The sequence below is a fragment of the Allobosea sp. genome (genome assembly GCF_017308075.1).
Taxonomy (GTDB): Bacteria; Pseudomonadota; Alphaproteobacteria; order Rhizobiales; family Beijerinckiaceae; genus Allobosea.
Genome location: NZ_JAFKFX010000023.1, coordinates 311,799 through 333,692, shown reverse-complemented (window position 1 = coordinate 333,692; position 21,894 = coordinate 311,799). Strand labels below are relative to the sequence as shown.

Below are 21,894 nucleotides of genomic sequence, written 5' to 3'. Positions count from 1 at the left end.
GATTAATCAGGTTTCTAAGTAGACCCTGTGGCCCGCAGGGCCTCGCGGCCTGATGTATCTGGCCGGATTACCGGAGCGACGCGATGGAAATCGACGCCTTTCTGTTGTCCCGCATTCAATTCGCCTTCACGATCTCATTCCATATCGTCTTCCCGGCCTTCACGATCGGCCTCTCCGCCTATATCGCGACGCTGCTCGGCCTCTGGCTGAAGACCGGCGACCAGAAATTCCACCTTCTCGCCCGCTTCTGGACCAAGATCTTCGCCGTCTCCTTCGCCATGGGCGTGGTTTCCGGCATCGTGCTCTCCTATCAGTTCGGCACGAACTGGAGCCGGTTCTCGGCCGTCACCGGCAATGTGCTGGGCCCGCTGATCGGCTACGAGGTGCTGAGCGCCTTCTTCCTGGAAGCCTCTTTCCTCGGCGTGCTGCTCTTCGGCTGGAAGCGGGTGCCGCCCTGGCTGCATTTCCTCTCGGCAGTGATCGTCGCCGGCGGCACGGCGCTGTCGGGCTTCTGGATCCTCTCGGCCAATAGCTGGATGCAGTACCCGGTCGGCCACGAGGTCCGCGACGGCATCGCCTATCCCGTCGACTGGATGAAGATCGTCTTCAGCCCGACCTTCCCGCTGCGCTATGCGCACATGATGACGGCGGCCTATCTCACCACCGCCTTCGTGGTGCTGGCGACCGGGGCGCGCCATCTGCTCGCCGGCCACCGCACAGAATCGGCCAAGACGATGGTGCGGATGGCGATCCTCATGATCGCGCTGACTGCACCGCTACAGGCCCTGATCGGTGACTTCCACGGCAAGCAGACCGCGATCTACCAGCCCGCCAAGCTCGCCGCGATCGAGGCGCACTGGGATTCCTCGAAGCCCGGCGCGCTCGTGCTCTTCGCCTGGCCCGACGAGAAGGCCGAGCTGAACCGTTTCGAGATCTCGATCCCCGGCGTCGCCAGCCTGCTCACCCATGGCAGCATGGACGCGCTGTTCCCGAGCCTGAAGGACTTCAAGGTCGAGGACAGGCCGCCGGTACTGATCCCCTTCTTCGGCTTCCGCCTGATGGTCGGGCTCGGCACGCTGATGATCCTGTTCGGCTGGGTCGGCGCCTGGTTCTGGTGGCGCGGCCGGATCTTCGAATCGCGACGCTGGCTCTGGATCGCCCAGTACACCTGGCCGGCCGGCTTCGTCGCCATCCTCGCCGGCTGGTTCGTCACCGAGGTCGGGCGCCAGCCCTGGATCGCGACCGGCATCCTGCGTTCCAAGGATGCGGTGTCGCCGATCACCACCGCCGAGGTCGCGATCTCGCTGGCGCTGTTCGTCTTCGTCTACTGCGTGGTGTTCACCGCCGGCATCCTCTTGATCAACCGCCTGATCGCCAAGGGACCCGACGAGATCAGCCCCGAGGATCCGCCCGAGCAGCCCTCGAAGCGGACATTGAAGGCGGCCCAGGGGCCTGCCTCCCATTTGTTCGGCGACGGCAAGCCCGGCGACGACAAGATCCAGCCGGCGCTCTGAGGAGACCCCAGATGGAATGGTATCTCCCCGTGATCTGGGCCGGGCTGATCGGCACCGCCGTGATGCTCTATGTCGTGCTGGACGGTTTCGACCTCGGCATCGCCATCCTGTTCCCGACGACCGGGGACGAAGGCGAGCGCGACCAGATGATGAACTCGGTCGCGCCGTTCTGGGACGGCAACGAGACCTGGCTGGTGCTCGGCGGCGCCGGCCTCTGGGTGGCTTTCCCGCTGGCCTACGCAGTGATCATGCCGGCCCTCTATCTGCCGGTGACGCTGATGCTGCTCTCGCTGATCTTCCGCGGCGTCGCCTTCGAGTTCCGCTGGGTGGCGAAGCCGAAGCACAGGATCTGGGATCTCGCCTTCTGGCTCGGCTCGACCAGCGCCGCCTTCGCCCAGGGCGTCATCCTCGGCGGGCTGATCCAGGGCATCAAGGTCGTCGACAACCAGTTCGCCGGCGGCCCCTTCGACTGGCTGACGCCCTTCACGCTGATGTGCGGGGCGGGCGTCGTCGTCGGCTATGCCCTGCTCGGCGCGACCTGGCTCGTCTTCAAGACCGAAGGTCCGGTCGCCGACCGGGCCCGTCGGCAGGCCAAGGTCCTGCTGCTCGGCCTGCTCGCCTTCGCGGCGCTGATCTCGCTGTGGACGCCCTATGCCCATCCGCGGATCGCCGAGCGCTGGTTCACGCCCTCGAACCTCATGCTGCTCTGGCCCTTCCCGGTGCTGACCGCCTTCTGCGGCTACATGGTCTGGAAGCGGCTGCGCGGGAACCACGAGTTCACGCCCTTCGCCTTCACGATCGCGATCTTCGTGCTCTGCTTCCTCGGGCTGGCGATCTCGAACTTCCCATATCTGGTGCCGCCCGGCCTGACGATCTGGGACACTGCGGCAGCGCCGAGCTCGCACATCTTCGTGCTGATCGGGGTGAGCTTCCTGCTGCCGATGATCCTGTTCTACACCGCCTTCGTGTACTGGACCTTCCGCGGCAAGGTGAAAGCCGATAGCGGCTATCACTGAGCGCCTCGACGCATCGGCCCAAGCGGGACGAAGCCGAATGAAGGCTTGAGTTCCGGCCGCGCCTGCCGGAGATTGGCACGGCTTCAGCAAGGGCCTCACGATGCGTTGGGAAGATTACCGCCAGTCCGAAAACCTCGAGGACAGGCGTGGCGGCGGCGGCGAGTTCGCCGGCCTGCCGGGCGGCCGCGGCGGCATCGGCATCGGCACCATGGTGGTGCTCGGGCTGGTCGGTTGGGCGCTGGGCATCGATCCGCGCATCCTGATCGGCGGCGCCGAGATGATCGGCGGCATCGGCGGGCGCAGCGCACCGACGCAGGAGCAGCGCAAATCCGCCGGCCCGCCGAAGGACGAGATGGGCCGCTTCATCTCGGCGGTGCTGGCGCAGAACGAGGACATCTGGTCGAAGGTTCTGCCGCAGCAGGCCAACCGGAAATACCAGCCGCCGCGCCTCGTCGTCTTCGACGGCGTGACGCGCTCGGGCTGCGGCACCGCCCAATCGGCGATGGGGCCGTTCTATTGCCCGAACGACCAGCGCGTTTATCTCGACACCTCCTTCTTCCAGGAGATGCAGCGCAAGCTCGGCGGCGGCGGCGACTTCGCCTATGCTTATGTGATCGGCCACGAGGTCGGCCACCACATCCAGAATCTGCTCGGCATCCTGCCCAAGGTGAACCAGATGCGCGAGCGGCTCTCCGAACGCGAGTCGAACCAGCTTTCGGTGCGCGTCGAATTGCAGGCCGACTGCTTCGCCGGCGTCTGGGCCTACAATATCAAGGCGATGGACCGTATCGAGCCCGGCGACATCGAGGAGGCGATGCGCACCGCCGCCGCGATCGGCGACGACAAGCTGCAGCAGCAGGCCGGGCGTGGCGCCGTAGTGCCGGATTCCTTCACGCACGGCTCGTCGGCGCAGCGCATGCGCTGGTTCAACGCCGGCTTCAATTCAGGCTCGATGCAGGCCTGCAACACCTTCCAGACCGACCGGCTCTGACGAAACCCGGCTCGCGGGTCTTACGCCTGCGCCCGGCCGCGGCGCACGGCGAGCCGGCGCGGCGAGGCCGGCAGGCGGCCGGAGAGAAGCTGCTTCTTCGACGCGATCAGCCCGGCCCGGACTCCGCGCGAGCGCAGCGAAACCGCCCCCCATTCGCGTAGCGCGGCGATGCCGCGCAATGGCATCAGGGCCGGCGTCGCCGCAGCCGTCATCAGATGCCGCTCCACGGCTTCGGTCCAATTTGGCTCGGGCAGGTCGCCAGCCTCGAGCAGGAGCACCCAGTCGCCCCGCGCCCGCTCGACCCCGGGCGCCCAGCCGGCGCCGTTGCGGGCTGCGACATAGCTCGCCCCCGTCACATCAGCGAGCCGCTCGGTTTCATTGTCGTCGCCCGTGCCGATCACCACGGCATGGCCGATCGTGCCGCCCGCCACCGCTGGAATCAGGACCGACAGGGTCGCGGCCAGCGCTTCGGTACGGCCATTGGCGCGAATGACAGCTGAGAGCATGGGCCTGAGCCTATGCCGCAGCGCAACATGTCGCAATCCCGCCACTTGCCATATGTTCTCTTTTTGTTCACATTCATTCATCGTGAAGCCGGCGATTCCGGCAAGGAGAAATCCCATGGCCCAAGCTCGCCCCTCCGCGAGACCGCCGACGACGCAGGCGCTGAAGCGCCGCGATGCCGAGCCGGCCTCGATCTCCGCCCGGATCGCGCCGGTCGACCCGCTGGCGTTTGCCGGCCACCGCATCGATCCGGAGCGGCGGCGCGGGCGCGGCGCGACGCTCAATCCGGGCGGTCGCTACGAGGCCGAGCAGCGCTTCGACGAGGATGATGGCTGGGGCTCGCTCGGCGAATTGCCGCCGTTCAAGACCGAGATCTCGCTCGAGAAGCCGCGGACCATCATCACACGCAACGACTCCCCGGATATTTCGTTCGACCGCTCGATCAATCCCTATCGGGGCTGCGAGCATGGCTGCGTCTACTGCTTCGCCCGGCCGAGCCATGCCTATCTCGGCCTGTCTCCGGGCCTCGACTTCGAGACCAAGCTGACGGCCAAGCCGGATGCGGCGGCGCTACTCGAAAGGGAGCTGTCCTCGCCGAGCTACCAGCCGCGCACGATCGCGATCGGGACCAATACCGATCCCTATCAGCCGATCGAGAAGAAGCTGCGGATCATGCGCCAGATCCTGGAGGTCCTGGCCAAGTTCAACCACCCGGTCGGCATCGTCACCAAATCGGCGTTGGTGCAGCGCGATATCGATATCCTCGCGCCGATGGCCGAGAAGGGTCTGGTCAAGGTCGCGCTCTCGGTGACGACACTCGACGCCAAGCTCTCGCGCGGCATGGAGCCGCGGGCGGCAGCGCCGTCGAAGCGGCTGGAAACAATCCGCAAGCTGTCCGAGGCCGGCATTCCGGTGAGCGTGCTGGTGGCGCCGATCATTCCGGCGGTGAACGAGCACGAGATCGAGCGCATCCTCGACGCCGCCAGGGCGGCGGGGGCACGCGAGGCCGGCTATGTGCTTCTGCGCCTGCCGCTCGAGGTCAAGGACCTGGTGCAGGACTGGCTCGTCACCCACCATCCCGACAAGATGCGCCATGTCGTCTCGCTGATCCGCTCGACGCGCGGCGGCAAGGATTACGACGCGGCCTGGGGCCAGCGCCAGGTCGGCTCCGGCCCCTATGCCTGGATGATCGGCCGGCGCTTCGAGATGGCGGCCGAACGCCTCGGCTTCAACACGGCGCGGCTGCGGCTGCGCAGCGACCTCTTCGTCAAGCCCGAGAAGGAGAAGGCGCAGCTCAGCCTGTTCTGACGAAGCCGGCCGGTGCTGCACTGTGGAAGCCGGCCTCGTCAGGGCAGACCGCAGCGGCGCGATCTGGCATAGGCTGCCGCCATGTTCGCCGATTTCAGCCATGAGGCGCGCGCCATCGCGCAGGGATGCCAACTCGTCGCCGGCGTCGACGAGGTCGGCCGCGGTCCGCTCGCCGGCCCGGTCGTGGCGGCAGCGGTCATTCTCGATCCGCAGGCGATCCCGGACCGGCTCGCCGATTCGAAGCTGCTCAGCGCCCCGCGGCGCGAGGTGCTGTTCGACACCATCCTCCAGCAGGCGCTCGCCGTCGGCATCGGCAGCGCCTCGGCAATCGAGATCGATCGGCTGAACATCCGGCAGGCGACGCTGCTGGCGATGGGACGCTCGGTTGCGGCCCTGTCGCTCGCGCCCGGCCTCGTCCTCGTCGACGGTAATGACCCGCCGGCACTGCCCTGCCCCTGCGAGGCGATCATCGGCGGCGATGCCCTGGTCTGCTCGATCGCCGCCGCCTCGATCATCGCCAAGGTGACGCGCGACCGCATGATGGCACGGCTCGGCCAGCGCTATCCGGCTTATGGCTTCGCCTGTCATGCCGGCTACGGCACCGCGAAGCACCGCGCCGCGATCAAGGAGCACGGCCCCTGCCCGGCGCATCGCTACTCCTTCGCACCGGTGAAGGGCGTCTGGACGCGTTGACGCCTGCGTCCAGGCGAAATCCGATCTCTCGATCGGCACGCGACGGCAAGCGAAGCGGCTTTCCAAACTGCCGCAACGGCAGGCAGGCACCGCTTACCCTTCCTTAACTTCCGTTACCGATTCATCAACATATTCAACGGACTAGGCAAATCTTGCAGCCCCAGAATGGGACGCATTTTTTTCAAGCCGGAAACCCGGTCTTTACCCTGACCGGCCCAAGATCATGACCGTTGAAGTTGCGTAACGGTCTGGGCGTCATGAGTATCTCGCGTACCGGGACCGCCAATGCCGCCGTCCGGATTCAAGTCTCGCGTACCGGACGGCCCGCATTGGGGGCCCGGATGAAGGCCAAGAGCCTTCCATCCAAAACGGGCCTTTTTCCGGCACTGCCTCTCGACCAGGTCATCGTCGGCGACTGCGTCGCGGCGATCGACTCGCTGCCTGCGGCCAGCGTCGACATGGTCTTTGCCGACCCGCCCTATAATCTCCAGCTCGGCGGCGATCTGCGCCGGCCCGACGACAGCCTCGTCGACGCCGTCGACGACGACTGGGACAAGTTCTCGTCCTTCGCCGAATATGACGCGTTCACGCGGGCCTGGCTCACCGCCTGCCGCCGGGTGCTCAAGCCCGATGGCGCGCTCTGGGTGATCGGCTCCTATCACAACATCTTCCGCGTCGGCTCGATCCTGCAGGATCTCGGCTTCTGGATGCTGAACGACATCGTCTGGCGCAAGGCCAACCCGATGCCGAACTTCCGTGGCCGGCGCTTCACCAACGCGCATGAGACGCTGATCTGGGCGGCGCGCGGCGAGCAGTCGAAATACACCTTCCATTACGAGGCGCTGAAGGGTGGCAATGACGACCTGCAGATGCGCTCGGACTGGTACCTGCCGCTGTGTACCGGGGATGAGCGCCTCAAGGACAAGGACGGTGCCAAGGTCCACCCGACGCAGAAGCCCGAGGCCCTGCTCGCCCGGGTGATGCTCTCGGCCAGCAATCCCGGCGATGTCGTGCTCGACCCGTTCTTCGGCACCGGGACGACCGGGGCCGTCGCCAAGGCGCTCGGCCGGCATTTCATCGGCATCGAGCGCGAGCAGGCCTATGCCCGTGCGGCGCGTGCCCGCATCGACGCGGTCGAGCCGCTGCCGCCGGCCGCCTTCGCCACGGCGCCGTCGAAGCGCAGCGAGCCGCGCGTGCCGTTCCTCAGCCTGGTCGAGGCCGGGCTGGTCAAGGCAGGCGAGCGGGTGTTCGACGTGAAGCGGCGTCACGAGGCGCTGATCCGCGCCGACGGCACGCTGCTGCTCGATCCGGTCGTCGGCTCGATCCACAAGGTCGGCGCGCTGGCGCAGGGACTGCCGGCCTGCAATGGCTGGACCTTCTGGCATGTCGAGCGCGAGGGCGAACCCGTGCTGCTCGACGCGCTGCGCGGCGAGATCCGGGCACAGATGGCCGCGGCCTGACGGACTGAATTATCATCCGGCGCAGCAACCGCCTGCGCCGGATGACCGCCCATCGCGCTGGATCGGCGGACAGGGCACCGAGCCGTAAGAGCAGAACACGCAGCAATCGCCCGGTTTCGGCCGCAGCACGCTGCCACACCACTCGCATTCATAGAAGAACTGGCAGGCGCCTTCTGGCATCGCCTCGCGTTTGCGGTGTCCGCACTCCGGGCAGGTGATCTCGCTGTGAAGCTCGGGCCCGGCGATCGGTTGCTCGGCTTCGGTCATCGCGGCCTCTGGCAATTCGTGCGGCCAGCCAGATGGCGCGCTTCGTCCTGCGGCAGCAATGCCGGCACCGGGATTAGAACATGTGGTGACGGGACAGGCCACCGGCCTTCCATGCCGTCAACGTCGCTGCAGCGCCTCCAGCCCGGCTTCGAGCGCCTTGAGGAAGACGCTCGGAAAGGCTTCCTCCCGCAACCTCGCGAAGGGGGTGAAGCGCATGCCATCGGGCGCCTGCGCGTCCAATGGCAGCGCGGCGACGAAGACCGTCAGCTCCAGCGGGAAATGCGTGAAGACGTGCCGCACCGGTACCATCAGCCGGCGCCATTGCGCGGCCAGGGGCGCATCGCGCAAAGCCTCGCCGAGCGGATAGTCGGCCCGCCACTCGCCTCCGGGAACCTCGACCATGCCGCCGAGCAACCCCTTGACCGGACGGGTGCGCACCAGCACGGCGCCATCCTCGCGCCGCGCGACGAAGGCCGCGCCATAGCGGGTCTTGCCGGTCTTCTTCGCCGCCTTGCGCGGGTAGGTCTCCTGCGTGCCGGCGATGCGGGCCCGGCAGGGCTCGCGCCAGGGGCAGAGCCCGCAGGCTGGTGAGCGCGGCGTGCAGATCGTCGCGCCGAGATCCATCAGGGCTTGCGCGAAATCGCCGGGACGATCCGGCATCAGCGCCAGCACGCGCCCGCGGACCAGCGGCTTGGCGCCGGGCATCTCCTCCTCGATCGCGAAGAGCCGGGTCATCACTCGCTCGACATTGCCGTCGACGGCCGCTGCCGGCCGGTCGAAGGCGATCGCGGCCACGGCGCCGGCCGTATAGGCGCCGATGCCGGGCAATTCGCGCAGGCCTTCCTCGGTGTCGGGGAAACGGCCGCCATGTTGGCTGGCCACGACCTTGGCACAGGCATGCAGGTTGCGGGCGCGGGAATAGTAGCCGAGGCCCGCCCAGGCCTGCATCACGCTGTCCGACGGCGCCTGGGCCAGTGCCTCGACAGTCGGAAAACGCGCCATGAAGCGCTCGAAATAGGGCTTCACCGCCGTGATGGTGGTCTGCTGCAGCATGATCTCGGAGGCCCAGACCCGGTAGGGGTCGGCCTGCTCACCCGGCAAGGCGCGCCAGGGCAGCACCCGGCGATGCCGGTCATACCAGGCGAGAAGGTCGGCGGCGTCGGGCTGGCGAACGATGGCGTCCATGGTCCCGGTTTAACGCGCGCCGGGCGGGCCGCAAGAGCGCGCACCGATCCGCCTCAGCCTGAATTGCCAGCGAAGACGCATTGCGCCGGCGCCCGGACTGGTAAAATCTCCCGCTCCGGTTCCGAAGGGTGCGCCGACGCCCGCCGCCGGCTGCGCGCCGCGGCACGGAACCGGCAGCGGGGCTTCCGGGCGAGCAGGGAGCAGCACGATGTCGTCGAGCTTCAATGTCCGCAGCGCCGCCGGCTACGAGCGCCTCATGGGCCGCTGGAGTCGCTTGCTTGCAGAGCCCTTCATCCGTTTCGCCGGTCTCGAGGATGGCGAGCGGGTCATCGATGTCGGCTGCGGCACCGGCAGCCTGACCTTCGCGCTGCCGCAGGCGGCCGCGATCGGCGAGATCGCGGCGATCGACTTCTCGCCGGTCTTCGTCGAGGAGGCGCAGCAGCGCAATCGCGACGCGCGCGTCACGATCCGGCAAGGCGACGCCACGGCCATTCCCTTCGAGGATGGGCGCTTCGACCGAGCGCTCTCGCTGCTGGTGCTGCATTTCGTGCCCGAGGCCGACAAGGCGGTGGCCGAGATGCGCCGGGTCGTACGCTCCGGCGGCGTGGTCGCCGCAGCGGTCTGGGACCATTTCGGTGGGATGTCGGGCATGCGCATGCTCTGGGATACGGCGGCGGCCCTCGACGAGGAGGCGCAAGCACCGCGCAGCCGCTACTGCTTCCAGCCGATGACCGGGCCCGGCGAGATGCGCCGGAGCTTCGTCGCCCGGGGCCTGCGCGACGTCACGGAAAGCGCACTGACGATCCGGATGGACTACGAGAATTTCGCCGATTACTGGGAGCCGATCTCGGCCGGCGAGGGACCGATCGGCAAATATGTCGCGGGGCTCGATGAGACGCGCCGGACGACGCTCAACCAGGCCGTCAGGGCCGCCTATGAAGCCGGAAAGCCGGACGGCGCGCGCTCCTTCGCGGCCACCGCCTGGGCCTGCCGCGGCATCGCTCCCTAAGGCAGCGCCCGACCTTGCGGAAACACGTGTGCGACGCCTGGCGCGCGCTGGTTTCTGCAAGTCTCAGCCAGTAGCGTCGCGACAACGATTCGCCGAGGCAACGGCGACGTTGCGATCAGGGGCTACGGGGATGTTTCGGCGAAGAGGAGCCCGGCGGCAACCGTCCGGGTTGCGGATGGCGCAGGCGCTTGCCGTGCTGGGTGTCGCCGCTTGTGGTGCGCTGGCCCCTGATGCGGCACGGGCGGCGGAGAACGGCACGGGCTTCTATCTGCTCGGAGGCCGCGGACCGATGGCGGGGTACCTCCCACCGCCCGGCTTCTATTTCGAGAGCGATACCTATTCCTACGACGCCAAGCTCGATGCCCGGAAGTCGCTTCCGGCGGGCGGCCGAGTGATCGCGAACGTGCGCAGCCAGGCCCGCGCCGACTTTCTGAACGGGACCTGGGTGACGCCCTGGGAGTTTTTCGGCGGCAATTTCGCGGTCGGTGCCGTCCTACCCGTCGGGCGCGTCGCGGTCTCGGCCGGCGTCGAGATCGATTCGCCGCGTACGAGGACCATCATCGGGAGCTCGCTACGCGACACGGCAACCATGGTCGGCGATCCCGTCCTGTCCGCCACTCTGGGCTGGCATTCCGGCAAATTCCATTGGAGCACGACCGCGCTGGTCAATGCCCCGGCTGGCGATTATCGCGACGGACAGCTCGCCAACCTCGCCTTCCACCGCTGGGCGAGTGATCTTTCCGGCGCCCTGACCTGGTTCGATCCCGAGACGGGCATCGACCTTTCCACGGCCGTCGGCGTGACCTTCAACGGCACGAACCGCGCGACAGACTACCGGACAGGAACCGAGTTCCATGTCGAATGGGCGGCCTCGAAGGCCCTCACCAGCGCGCTTTCGGCAGGCGTTATTGGCTATCACTACCAGCAGGTCACGGGCGACAGCGGCGCCGGTGCGCAGCTCGGTCCGTACAAGGGCCGAACCACCGCCCTGGGCGGAACGGTCGCCTATAATTTCCAGCTCGGCGAGACGCCGATCTCCACCCGCAGCAAGGTGCTGCGCGAATTCAGCGTCGAGAACCGGGCGCGCGGAACCGTGGGACTGCTCACGGTCTCGCTCCCCCTGTCAGCGGCGCGATGAGCGATTGACGAACGGCCGCGCTGGCAGAACCGGCGCGGCCGTTCAGAACTTCAGTTTGACTCCGGGCCCACGGGTAATGTCGCGCCCGGAACCGATACGCCAGGTCAGGGCTTGGCGAATTCCAGCGGCGGCGGCGTCAGGTTGATCTTGAACGGCGCGACGCGCAGCCCCTTGGCATCGAGATCGAAGCTGCTGAGATCGACCATCCGCAGAACCTGATCCCGGTAGCCCTTGATGTAGTACTTCTTGGCGCGCAGGTCGGCGACCGAAGTCCACTGCGTGTATTCGAGCTCGCCACCCTTCGCGGCCGAATCGATGAAGCCGATCGGGATGTCGAAATTGTTCATGATGTGCTCGACCAGGCGCACGGTCTGCGGGCCGTCGGGCTGCTGCTTGGCGGAAGCGGCATAGCCGAGGGCGCGGATGAAGCGCGAAGGCGGCGTCGGATCGCCGGGGATGCCGAGCAGGCCCGAGCCCTGGCCGAACGGCTCGAAGGTCTTTCCGCCGATCTTCAACGGATCGGCCGCGACCGGCGACATTTTCACGTAGTTGCGGATGTTGTTGAGGTGCCAGTCGAAGGGCGGGGAATTGGTCAGGACACCCATTGGGTTGTCGTAGACTTTCAGCTTCCCGTCGATCGGCTCGATCACGATCGAGGCGCCGGTCGCGTCATGGATCGGGAAATGGAAGGGCAGCGTGAAGTTCACCATCGGCGCCGGCAGATCGACGATCACCGCCTTGTCGAGCGCGGCCTTGACCTCGGCGACGGTCGCGAAATTCGACAGGACCCAGCTCAGGAACTCCCATGGCGCGAGCGCAGTATTCGGGTCGGCCTTGGCCGGCGGAGTATAGCTGGCGAAATCGGGGAAATAGAGGGCGCCGCCAGCGAGCCCCTTCTCGTTCATGCCGTCAGAGACGAAAGGCTGGCCGAAGCTCATGACGCCGACGAAAGCGTAGCGCGAGGTCCATTTGGCGCCCGGTACGTTGTTCGGGCGGGTTCCGACGAATTGGTGGTTGCGCGGCACGACGACGACGTCGGACTGGGTTTCGAGCGCGTATTCCAGCGTGCGGCCGTAGACCGGCGTTCCGTCAGCCGCCATCAGCAAGATATTGGTGCAGGCCTGAGCCGGCATGACGCCAGCCGCCCAGCCTGCCAGGACCACCGCGGTGGCCCGCTTGGCGAGGCCTCGAACCCAAGGGCGCATACGATTTTTCTCCGTGTTTGATGCACGGCCATTTCCTAAGGACAACATCTGCAACAACGGTGAATGGCACGGGACGGAGGCGCGAAGGCGTCCGAAAGCACGGAGAAAAAACGAAGGGTCGGTAAATCCACCTTTAATGGCAGACGCTCCGGGGCCGCGGCCCTCTCCCAGCCCACACCTGCCCGCTTCCGGGCGGCGGCCGTTGACGCATCTACCGGCATACCCCCTGCCCCCGATACTGCCGTCCCGACCTGCCCGATGCTTGCGGGTGATCGACCGGATCGGCTTGCCATGCCCCCGGCTGCTCGCGCAAAATGGCGGATGGCCGCAAAACCCCTCGCCGAACTGATCGATGACTGCCTCGCCCCGGCGCTGGCCGCGCAGGGCTTCGCCGGGCGTTCGGTCGTGACCTACTGGCCGGAGATCGTCGGCGAGCGCCTGGCCGAGCGGACGCGACCGCTCAAGATCGACTGGCCGCGCCGGCGCAACGCGCCCGGCGAGACCGCCGATCCGGCGACGCTGGTGGTGCGCGTCGAGAGCGCCTTCGCACTGGAGATGCAGCAACTCGGGCCGCTGGTGCTGGAGCGGGTCAACACCCATCTCGGCTGGCGCGCCGTCGGCAAGCTCGTGCTCAAGCAGGGCCCGGTCGCGCCGCCGCCCCGCCCCCTGCCTCCGGCCCCGCCGGACGCGGCCACACTCGCCCGGATCGCGGCCCAGGTGGCCCAGGTCGAGGATGCCGGCCTGCGCGATGCCCTGGCCCGGCTGGGACAGGGCATCGCCCAGCGGCGCCGGGACGCCCGCGACGACACGGCTTCGTGAGTGGCGCAGCAGTGACCCGAACCGATCTTGCCACAATCCTCGCGGCCATTATGGTCCGCAACCTGACATCGCCATCAAGGAACTGCCCATGACCAGCCGCCGCCAAGTGATGCTCGGCACCGCCGCCTTGGCCCTTTCTCCCCTTCTGTCCGTCCATAGCGCGCAGGCGCAGGACATCGGTGTCGCTGGCCCCCTCGGCGATGTCTGGCTCGGCAAGCCCGACGCCAAGGTCACGATCATCGAATACGCGTCGCTGACCTGCGGCCATTGCGCCACCTTCCATCGCGACACCTGGCCGGCCCTGAAGTCCAAATATATCGACACCGGCAAAGTGCGCTTCGTCCTGCGCGAATTCCCGCTCGATCCGCTCGCCACCGCCGGCTTCATGCTGGCGCGCTGCAACGGCAACGACAAATATTACCCGATGACCGATCTGCTGTTCGCCCAGCAGCGCAACTGGGCCTTCACCGACAAGCCGGTCGACGCGCTGTCGAACATGGTCAAGCAGGCCGGTTTCACCCAGGAATCGTTCGAGGCCTGCCTGAAGCGCCAGGACATTTACGAAGCCATCAATCAGGTGAAGGATGGCGGCGCCAAGGCCGGCGTCGACTCCACGCCGACCTTCTTCATCAACGGGCAGAAGCGTTCCGGTGCACTCAGCATCGCTGAATTCGAGAAGATCATCGAGCCGCTGCTCGGCAGCTGATCCCGCGGCAATGCCTGAGGCGCGCCGATGCATCTGACGCGCCTCAAGCTCGCCGGCTTCAAGACCTTCGTCGAGCCGACGGAATTCCCGATCGAGCCCGGGCTGACCGGGATCGTCGGGCCCAATGGTTGCGGCAAGTCCAATCTCGTCGAAGCCCTGCGCTGGGTGATGGGCGAAAGCTCGTTCAAGAACATGCGCGGCTCGGGCATGGACGACGTGATCTTCGCCGGCTCCTCGGAGCGGCCGGCGCGGAACATGGCCGAGGTCGCCCTCACCCTCGACAACAGCGACCGCAAGGCCCCGGCTGCCTTCAACGATGCCGAGGTGCTGGAGGTGACGCGCCGGATCGAGCGCGAGGAAGGCTCGACCTATCGCGTCAACGGCAAGGAGGTCCGCGCCCGCGACGTCCAGCTGCTCTTCGCCGACGCCGCCACCGGCGCGCGCTCGCCGGCGTTGGTGCGCCAGGGCCAGATCAGCGAGATCATCGCCGCCAAGCCGCAATCGCGCCGGCGCATCCTGGAGGATGCCGCCGGCATCGCCGGCCTGCACAGCCGCCGGCACGAGGCTGAGCTGCGCCTGCGCGGCGCCGAGGACAATCTCACCCGGCTGGAGGACGTGCTCGCCGCGATCGACGGCCAAGTCGATGCGCTGCAGCGGCAGGCGCGGCAGGCTTCGCGCTATCGCAGCCTCGCCGCCGACATCCGCAGGGCCGAGGCCGTGCTGGCGCTGATCGCCCATGGCGAAGCGCGCGAGCAGGATGCGCTCGCCGAACGCGCGCTGGAGGCCGCCGTCCGCGAGGTCGCCATGCGCACCGGCGCCCAGGCCGAAGCTTCGCGCCTTCAGGCGATCGCCGCCCGTGCCCTGCCGCAACTGCGCGAGAACGAGGCGGCGGCCGCCGCTGCCCTGGTCCGGCTGAAACGCGGGCTCGACGAGCTCGAGGCCGAGAACCGGCGGGCCAGGCAACGCAGCGAGGAACTCGGCAGGCGCCTTACGGAATTGCAGGCCGATCTCGCCCGCCAGGAGAATCTCGGTCGGGATGCGAGCCAGTCGCTCGCCCGGCTGAGCGAAGAGGACGAGGCGCTGCGGCGCGAGACGGAAGCCGCGGCCACGGCCGGTCCGTCGGCAGCATCCGGTTTGGCTGCAGCCGAGATGCGGCTCAGCGCGGCCGAGGCCGAGCATGCGGCGGTCCAGCAGCGCCTGTCGGAACTGACGGCCCGGCGCGGCGCCCTTGAACGGACGATCCGCGAGGCCCGCGAGCGCGAGGCCCGCCATGCCACCGAACGCGACCGGCTGCTGCGCGACCAGGCGGCGCTCGATCAGGACGGCACCGCCGTAACTCTGGAAGGGCTACGCCGCGAGGTCGCCGCCGGCGAGACCGCGATGCGGGCTGCCGATCGCGCTGCCTCCACCGCCCGGGCCGCTTTGGCAGCCGCGCGCGACGAGGAAACCCGGCTGCGCACGCCGCTGGCCGAGGCCGACCGCGCGGCACAACGGCTCGATACCGAAACCCGGACCCTCCAGAAGCTGCTCGCACCGGCGAGCGGCGGCCGATGGCCGGCGATCCTCGACGTGATCACCGTGGCCAAGGGCTACGAGGCAGCCCTCGCCGCCGCGCTGGGCGACGACCTCGACGCCTCGGCCGACCCTGCCGCACCGGCGCATTGGGACGATACCGGCGCCGGCGATTCCGATCCGCCCTTGCCCGAAGGGGCAGAAAGTCTCGGCCGGCATGTGCGCGGTCCCGCCGCCCTGCTGCGCCGGCTGCGCCAGATCGGGCTCGTCAGCCGTAGCGACGGCGCCCGGCTGCGTGCGTCGCTGCTACCCGGCCAGCGCCTGGTGTCGCGCGAAGGCGATGTCTGGCGCTGGGACGGGCTGACCAGCGCGGCCGAAGCCCCCTCCCCGGCGGCGCGCCGGCTCAGCGAGAAAAACCGGCTCGGCGATCTCGAGATCGCGGCGCAGCGCGCCCGCGAAGCGGTCGAGCAGGCCCGCTCCGGGCTCGACACGGCGACGGAACGGGCCCGCACAGCCAGCCAGGCGGAAACGAAGGCGCTCGAATCGGTGCGCGAAGCCAGGCGCCGGCTCGACCAGTCGCGCGAACGCACCGCCGCGGCGGAGCGCAAGGCGGGCGAGACGGCTTCGCGTCGCTCGGCCCTGACCGAAGCCATCGACCGGCTCGGCCAGAACATCGGCGATGTCGGTGCCCAGGCTGAAGCCGCCGCAAAGGACCTTGCCGCCCTGGCCCCGGCCGTGGAGCTGGAAAACACCCTGCTGACCGTCCGGGCCGAACTCGCCGAGCGCCGCGGCGCGGCCACCGAAGCGCGAGCCCTTGTACAGACGCAAGGCCGCGAGGCGGAGCTGCGCTCGCGTCGGCGCGAAGCGATCGCGCAGGACATCCGCGCCTGGCGCGAGCGGGCCGGCGCCAGCGAGCAGACGGCCGCCGAGACCAGGAGCCGGATCGCGACGACGACGGCCGAACGCCAGACCCTGCTCGATGCGCCCGACACCTTCCTGGTCGAGCGCCGGCGCCTGCTCGCCGGGATCGAATCGGCGGAGCAGGCGCGCAAAGCGGAGGCCGATGCGCTCGCCACCGGCGAATCGGCATTGGCCGAGGCCGACAGGCAGGCACGTGCGGCGCTGGAGGGCCTCGCCGGCGCGCGCGAGGGCCGGGCCAGCGCCGAGGCCAGGCTGGAAGCCGCCAGGCAACGCCTCGCCGGCCTTGTGCGCCAGATCGTCGAGAGCCTCGACACCGACATTGCCGGCCTCAGGGGGCTCGCCGGTCTCGCGCCCGGAGCGGCACTGCCCGAATTCGAGGCCACCGAGCGGCGACTTTCCGCGCTGAAAGCCGAGCGCGAGCGGCTCGGCGCCGTCAATCTGCGGGCCGAGGACGAGCTCTCGGAGGTCCAGGGCAAGCGCTCGGGCCTGGCGAGCGAACGGGATGACCTGACCGAGGCGATCAGGCGCCTGCGCCAGGCGATCGGCGCGCTGAACCGTGAAGGCCGGGAGCGGCTTCTTGCCGCATTCGAGGTGGTCAACGGCCATTTCCAGCAGCTTTTCGGCGTGCTGTTCGGCGGCGGCAAGGCCGAGCTTTCCCTGGTCGATTCGGAGGATCCGCTCGAAGCCGGGCTCGAGATCATCGCTCGGCCGCCGGGCAAGAAGCCGCAGGTCATGACCCTGCTCTCCGGTGGCGAGCAGGCACTGACCGCGACCGCCCTGATCTTTGCGGTATTCCTGACGAATCCCTCGCCGATCTGCGTGCTCGACGAGGTCGATGCGCCGCTCGACGACGCCAATGTCGAGCGCTATTGCGACCTGCTCGACGAGATGGCGCGCAATACCGCGACGCGCTTCATTCTGATCACCCACAACCCGATCACCATGGCGCGGATGGACCGTTTGTTCGGCGTCACTATGGCTGAACGCGGCGTCAGCCAGATGGTCTCGGTCGACCTCGACACCGCCGAGCGCATCCGCGAGGCCGTCTGAATCGGGCAGAATCGGCGCGACAATGCAGCAAAAATGCCGCACCTCGGCAAAATATATAATTACTTCAATTAGTTGAATGCCAAACCCCTGCCTTGACAGCTTTATGGGCGGCCAATAAAGGAGGCCGTGCTGACGACGGCTCGGTGAACGGGCCGGGATGGGTGTGCGAAGGTTTTTGGCGTGACCGTGCCAATCTCACGGTCAAACGAAGAGGCCCGGCATGTCCGAACCGGACAAGACACCTAGTGATCCGGAGTTGCGCACGAGACTGGAATCGCTCTCCGCCGCCTTGCGGCAGACCGAAAAGGCCGAAGAGGCCAAGGTCGAGGCGGAGAACAGGGACAAGGTGCTTGCGGGCGCGATGTCCTCCGGCTTTCGTGCGGCGACGGATCTCATTGGCGGCGTCATCGCAGGTGGCCTGATCGGCTATCTGGGCGACCGGTGGCTGGGAACCTCGCCGTTCCTGCTGATTGCCTTCCTGGTGATCGGCACCATCGCCGGTTTCCGGTCAGTCTATCGACTGGGAGCGCGGCCGACCTCCGGACGGGCGCAGAACGCTCCCAAGGATTGAGTTTTTCGCGGCCCAGTGCCGCATTGAGAGGGTTGAGAGAATGGCGGCCGGCGGCGGTATCGATCCGATCCACCAATTCGAGATCAAGCCGATCGTCGGCCTGAAGCTCTTCGGACTCGATCTTTCCTTCACCAATTCGGCGCTGTTCATGGTGCTGACCGTCGCGGTCATCGCGCTGATCACGCTCTTCGGCTCGCGCCAGCGCGCCACGGTGCCCGGCCGGCTGCAATCGCTCGCCGAACTGTCCTATGAATTCGTCGCCTCGACGCTGACGGGCGTGATGGGCAAGGAAGGGATGCGCTTCTTCCCCTTCGTCTTCTCGCTCTTCATGTTCGTGCTGACCGCGAACCTGCTCGGCATGATCCCCGGCTCGTTCACCGTCACCAGCCATATCGTCGTCACCGCCGCCTTCGCCTTCCTGGTGATCGGCGTGGTGCTGGTCTATGGCATTGTCAAGCATGGCAGCCACTTCTTCGGCCTGTTCGTGCCGAAGGGTGCGCCGGGCTGGCTGCTGCCCTTCATGGTGCTGATCGAGGCCGTCTCCTTCGTTTCCCGTCCGATCTCGCTGAGCCTGCGTCTGTTCGGCAACATGCTGGCCGGCCACGTCGCGCTCAAGGTGTTCGGCGGCTTCGTGGTGATGCTGACCGGCACGATCGGCGTCGGCATCGTGCTCGCGCCGCTGCCCATGCTGCTGGCGATCGCGCTCACCGCATTCGAGTTCCTCGTCGCGTTCCTGCAGGCCTATGTCTTCACGATCCTGACCTGCGTCTATCTCAACGATGCGCTGCACCCGGGCCACTAAGGCCCGCAGACGTCGCGAGAGTTAAACACCCCTTACCCGCCCTAAGTTCACTCGGAGAAAGACCATGGATTTCACTGCGGCCAAGTACCTCGCTGCCGGTATCGCCTGTCTCGGCATGGGCCTCGCCGCCATCGGCGTCGGCAACATCTTCGGCCAGTTCCTGTCGGGCGCCCTGCGCAATCCGTCGGCCGCTGACGGCCAGTTCGGCCGCGCCTTCATCGGCGCCGCGCTCGCCGAAGGTCTGGGCATCTTCGCCTTCGTGGTGGCGCTGATCCTGCTCTTCGTGGTCTGAGGACGACGACTTCATCCGCTCCCGCAGGGCCCTCGCGCCCGGCGGGAGCGTGTCTAATCCGATGAGCCTGAAAGGCGTCGTGATGCAAATCGGCATTGCCACGAACCTCGTCCGGACGACGGCCGCGACCGCCCTGGTCGCTGCGGTCTTCATCCTGCCGGAGGTGGCGCTCGCGGCGAGCGATACCGGTGCTGCCAAGGGCGCCTTCCCGCCCTTCGACAGCAAGACCTATCCCGGCCAGCTCTTCTGGCTCGCGGTTTCCTTCGGCGCGCTCTACTGGCTGATGTCCAGGGTGGCGCTGCCGCGCATCGGCGGGATTCTCGCCGACCGTGCCGCGGCATTGTCGCGCGATCTCGACGAAGCCGCCGGCGCCCAGGCGAAGGCGGAAGCCAGCGCGAAGGCCTATGAGCAGGCTCTGGCGCAGGCCCAATCGCGTGCGCAGGGCATCGCCCAGACCGCCCGGGAGACCAGCGCCAAGCAGTCGGACGAGCGCCGCAAGACGGTCGAAGCCGAGCTCTCGGCCAAGGCCAGCCAGGCGGAAGCTTCGATCGCCGCCGCCAAGGCGAAGGCGATGGAAAGCGTTCGCGATCTTGGTGCCGAGACGGCCGCCGCGATCGTCGAGAAGCTGACCGGCAAGGCACCGAGTGCCGCCGAGGCCGCCAAGGCCATCGACAGCGCTCTGGCGCGCTGAGGAGGAACAGATGGATACTTTCTGGGTAGGCATCGCGTTCTTCGTCTTCGTCGGCATCGTCGTCTATGTCGGCGGCCATAAGAAGATCCTCGCCGGGCTCGATGCGCGCGGTGAACTGGTCGCCAAGGAACTGGCCGAGGCGCGCCGGCTGCGGCACGAGGCGGAGCAGCTGCTCGCCGAGTACGAGGCCAAGCGCAAGGCCGCCGAGGCAGAGGCCGAGACCATCGTCGCCAACGCCAAGGAAGAGGCCGAGCGCCTCGCCCAGGACGCCGAAGCGAAGCTGGCGGAGTTCGTGACCCGGCGGACCAAATCGGCCGAGGACAAGATCGCCCAGGCCGAAAGCCAGGCGACCGCGGAAGTCCGCGCCGCCGCCGCCGAGGCCGCGACCCTGGCTGCCGAAGTCATCCTGCGAGGCCAGGTCGCCGGCAAGGCCGGCGCCGATCTGGTCGCCGCCGGCCTCAAGGACGTCAAGGCCAAGCTCAACTGAGCCGCCACGCGCAAGCGACTGAAACGAATGAAGACGCCGCGGTCCAACGACCGCGGCGTCTTCGTTTAGGGACCCGCTTCTACTGATCAGGATCTCGCTCGCCATCCGCCGGCGAGCCCGCGAACCACTGCAAAGTCTTCAGCGAACGCCCGACCCCGCCTGTTCTCTTGCCGCGCTGGAGACGGAGCTTGGTTCGGGCAGAGCCGCCGATCCGGACAAACCGCAAAGCGGCGCAGCTCCAAAATCCATCCAAGGGCAAGCCGAGCCTTACGATGGATTCCGGCATTCCGCTTCGCTCCAGCCGGAATGACGAAGTTCTAAGCTGGATTGGAATGCAGTTGGGCAAAGGAAAACCCTGGGGGCCTTCGCTGCGCGCCAGCCCCCTTCCCCGCCCCTTACTGAACCGCCAAGGCCGTCGGCAGGATCGGCCGCGCCGCCGGGATCGGCATCGCCGCCGGCCGGGCGGCGACCGGTCTTGCCCCGGCAGCCGGCACCGCCGCCGGCTTGGGCTTCGGCCGGCGCGGCTGGATCGTCGAAGTGACGATCCCTTGCGGCGTATCGAGCCCGTAAATATCGTCGCGGAACTGCACCAGCCCCGCAGCGTCCTGCCAGCCGGTCATGTAGACCCAGGCGACCGGAACCGGCTTCTTCAGCACGATGTTCTTACGCTCGCCCTTGGCGATCTCGGCCTCGATCGCAGGCAGGTTCCACTCGGTGCCCTCGAGCAGCCAGCTCGCGAGATCGCGCACGCCCTCGATGCGCGCGCAGCCCGAGGAGTTGAAGCGGACATCGTTGCGGAACAGAGTCTTCTTCGGCGTGTCGTGCATGTAGACCGCCTCGCCATTCGGCATGTCGATCTTCATCTGGCCAAGCGAGTTGGTCGGGCCAGGCTCCTGGCGGACGTAGAAATAGGGGTTGGTCAGGCTGGCCCAGTTGACGCTCGCAGGATCGATCTCGCGGTTCTCGGCGCCGAGCAGCTTCATGTTTGACTTGGCGATGAAGTTCGGATCCTTGCGCATATGCGGGATGATGTCGGCCTTCACGATCGACATCGGCACCGTCCAGTATGGGTTGAGGTTGACCGAGGTGATGCTGGTCTGGAGCACCGGCGAGGGCCGGTCCGGCCGCCCGACGATGGCGAGATGGCGGCGCTGGACGAGACCGTTCTCGACCGCCTCGGCGCTGGCGCCGGGAATGTTCACCACGACATAGCGCTCGGTGAAATTGAAGCCGTTGCCCTTCAACCGCTCCAGCGTCGCGGTAAGCTGGTTGAGGCGAACCTCGACCGGGACGTTGAGCGCCTTCAGGGTCAAGCGGCCGACCGTGCCGAGCTCCGAGAGGCCATGCCGCTTCTGGAAGCGCTTAACCGCCGTGACCACCGCCTCGTCATAGATGTCGCCCGGCAGCGAAGCCGGCGGCAAGTCGCCACTCAGCATCAGGCGCTGCTTGAGCAACGCGACATCCGGCCCTTGCACTCCCGGCTTCAGTGCGGTCGCGCCCGCGGGCACCTTGGGCCAGCCGCCGCGATTGGCGATGTCCTCATGCGCCACCAGCGCATCCAGCGTCCGGTCATAAGTCTTCGGGCCATAGCCCGGCTCCTCGGCCCGCGAAGCCGTCAGCATCGCCGCGAAGGCGACCACGGCGGCGAAAGAATGGCGAAGGCGAACGCACTGCATGAGCCGATTCCAGCGTGCGAGAATACGCACGGAACCAAGCATTCCTCGCACATGGTCAAGGAAGCCTTAAGGCAGGC

The 21,894-nt window shown here is 67.6% G+C and carries 21 protein-coding genes; 16 read left to right on the top strand and 5 right to left on the bottom strand.

The window, feature by feature from the left end:
• The first annotated feature begins 83 nt into the window (after nt 1-83).
• The 3 genes from J0J10_RS02505 (at nt 84) to ypfJ (ending at nt 3,521) form a co-directional block, all read left to right on the top strand.
• Nucleotides 84-1,514 (top strand): cytochrome ubiquinol oxidase subunit I, encoded by a 1,431-nt coding sequence (locus J0J10_RS02505; protein WP_291645004.1) that lies wholly within the window; start codon nt 84-86, stop codon nt 1,512-1,514.
• A gap of 11 nt (nt 1,515-1,525) precedes the next feature.
• Nucleotides 1,526-2,530: a cytochrome d ubiquinol oxidase subunit II gene (cydB, locus tag J0J10_RS02500; protein ID WP_291645002.1), complete on the top strand. Its 1,005-nt coding sequence runs from the start codon at nt 1,526-1,528 to the stop codon at nt 2,528-2,530.
• A gap of 100 nt (nt 2,531-2,630) precedes the next feature.
• Complete coding sequence (gene ypfJ / locus J0J10_RS02495; protein ID WP_291645000.1) at nt 2,631-3,521, top strand: KPN_02809 family neutral zinc metallopeptidase; 891 nt, start codon at nt 2,631-2,633, stop codon at nt 3,519-3,521.
• Nucleotides 3,522-3,541: 20 nt separating this feature from the next.
• Here the strand turns inward: ypfJ and J0J10_RS02490 are convergent, their stop codons facing one another.
• Complete coding sequence (locus J0J10_RS02490; RefSeq protein WP_291644998.1) at nt 3,542-4,027, bottom strand: glycosyltransferase family A protein; 486 nt, start codon at nt 4,025-4,027, stop codon at nt 3,542-3,544.
• Between the two features lie 115 nt (nt 4,028-4,142).
• Between J0J10_RS02490 and J0J10_RS02485 the strand changes: the two genes are divergently transcribed.
• From J0J10_RS02485 to J0J10_RS02475, 3 genes are all read left to right on the top strand, one after another.
• Nucleotides 4,143-5,333, top strand: coding sequence for a PA0069 family radical SAM protein (locus tag J0J10_RS02485; protein WP_291644996.1), 1,191 nt, complete (start codon nt 4,143-4,145; stop codon nt 5,331-5,333).
• A gap of 81 nt (nt 5,334-5,414) precedes the next feature.
• Nucleotides 5,415-6,026 carry a ribonuclease HII gene (locus tag J0J10_RS02480; protein WP_291644994.1) on the top strand — a complete coding sequence of 204 codons (612 nt, stop codon included), beginning with the start codon at nt 5,415-5,417 and terminating at the stop codon, nt 6,024-6,026.
• A gap of 257 nt (nt 6,027-6,283) precedes the next feature.
• Nucleotides 6,284-7,486, top strand: coding sequence for a site-specific DNA-methyltransferase (locus tag J0J10_RS02475; protein WP_452116624.1), 1,203 nt, complete (start codon nt 6,284-6,286; stop codon nt 7,484-7,486).
• Between the two features lie 12 nt (nt 7,487-7,498).
• Here J0J10_RS02475 and J0J10_RS02470 read toward each other — a convergent pair whose 3' ends face one another.
• Together J0J10_RS02470 and mutY are read right to left on the bottom strand one after the other, a co-directional pair.
• On the bottom strand, nt 7,499-7,753 hold the full coding sequence (locus J0J10_RS02470; protein ID WP_291644992.1) for a GDCCVxC domain-containing (seleno)protein: 255 nt from the start codon (nt 7,751-7,753) through the stop codon (nt 7,499-7,501).
• A gap of 117 nt (nt 7,754-7,870) precedes the next feature.
• Nucleotides 7,871-8,938, bottom strand: coding sequence for an A/G-specific adenine glycosylase (mutY, locus tag J0J10_RS02465; protein WP_291644990.1), 1,068 nt, complete (start codon nt 8,936-8,938; stop codon nt 7,871-7,873).
• Between the two features lie 208 nt (nt 8,939-9,146).
• Here mutY and J0J10_RS02460 point away from each other — a divergent pair, with 208 nt between their 5' ends.
• A complete protein-coding gene (locus tag J0J10_RS02460; RefSeq protein ID WP_291644988.1) occupies nt 9,147-9,947 on the top strand; it encodes a class I SAM-dependent methyltransferase in 801 nt (266 codons plus the stop codon).
• Nucleotides 9,948-10,236: 289 nt separating this feature from the next.
• Entirely contained in the window at nt 10,237-11,085 is an 849-nt protein-coding gene (locus J0J10_RS02455; RefSeq protein ID WP_291644986.1) for a SphA family protein, read from the top strand.
• A gap of 104 nt (nt 11,086-11,189) precedes the next feature.
• Here the strand turns inward: J0J10_RS02455 and J0J10_RS02450 are convergent, their stop codons facing one another.
• A complete protein-coding gene (locus tag J0J10_RS02450; RefSeq protein ID WP_291644984.1) occupies nt 11,190-12,290 on the bottom strand; it encodes a choloylglycine hydrolase family protein in 1,101 nt (366 codons plus the stop codon).
• Between the two features lie 321 nt (nt 12,291-12,611).
• Between J0J10_RS02450 and J0J10_RS02445 the strand changes: the two genes are divergently transcribed.
• From J0J10_RS02445 to J0J10_RS02410, 8 genes are all read left to right on the top strand, one after another.
• Complete coding sequence (locus tag J0J10_RS02445; protein WP_291644982.1) at nt 12,612-13,109, top strand: DUF721 domain-containing protein; 498 nt, start codon at nt 12,612-12,614, stop codon at nt 13,107-13,109.
• A gap of 88 nt (nt 13,110-13,197) precedes the next feature.
• Nucleotides 13,198-13,815: a DsbA family protein gene (locus tag J0J10_RS02440; RefSeq protein ID WP_291638320.1), complete on the top strand. Its 618-nt coding sequence runs from the start codon at nt 13,198-13,200 to the stop codon at nt 13,813-13,815.
• 27 nt (nt 13,816-13,842) lie between these two features.
• Entirely contained in the window at nt 13,843-17,298 is a 3,456-nt protein-coding gene (locus J0J10_RS02435) for a chromosome segregation SMC family protein (RefSeq protein ID WP_291644981.1), read from the top strand.
• 220 nt (nt 17,299-17,518) lie between these two features.
• The gene (locus J0J10_RS02430) at nt 17,519-17,869 is read left to right on the top strand and encodes an AtpZ/AtpI family protein (protein ID WP_291644979.1); all 351 of its coding nucleotides are present in this window, start codon (nt 17,519-17,521) and stop codon (nt 17,867-17,869) included.
• A 40-nt stretch (nt 17,870-17,909) separates the two neighbouring features.
• Entirely contained in the window at nt 17,910-18,671 is a 762-nt protein-coding gene (locus tag J0J10_RS02425) for a F0F1 ATP synthase subunit A (RefSeq protein ID WP_291644977.1), read from the top strand.
• Between the two features lie 64 nt (nt 18,672-18,735).
• Complete coding sequence (locus J0J10_RS02420) at nt 18,736-18,963, top strand: F0F1 ATP synthase subunit C (RefSeq protein WP_066468155.1); 228 nt, start codon at nt 18,736-18,738, stop codon at nt 18,961-18,963.
• A gap of 61 nt (nt 18,964-19,024) precedes the next feature.
• Nucleotides 19,025-19,654 (top strand): F0F1 ATP synthase subunit B family protein, encoded by a 630-nt coding sequence (locus tag J0J10_RS02415; RefSeq protein ID WP_291638324.1) that lies wholly within the window; start codon nt 19,025-19,027, stop codon nt 19,652-19,654.
• Between the two features lie 10 nt (nt 19,655-19,664).
• On the top strand, nt 19,665-20,141 hold the full coding sequence (locus tag J0J10_RS02410; protein WP_291638325.1) for a F0F1 ATP synthase subunit B family protein: 477 nt from the start codon (nt 19,665-19,667) through the stop codon (nt 20,139-20,141).
• A gap of 395 nt (nt 20,142-20,536) precedes the next feature.
• On the opposite strand, the gene J0J10_RS02405 is transcribed toward J0J10_RS02410, so the two are convergent.
• On the bottom strand, nt 20,537-21,817 hold the full coding sequence (locus tag J0J10_RS02405) for a L,D-transpeptidase family protein (RefSeq protein ID WP_291644975.1): 1,281 nt from the start codon (nt 21,815-21,817) through the stop codon (nt 20,537-20,539).
• Nucleotides 21,818-21,894 lie beyond the last annotated feature (77 nt).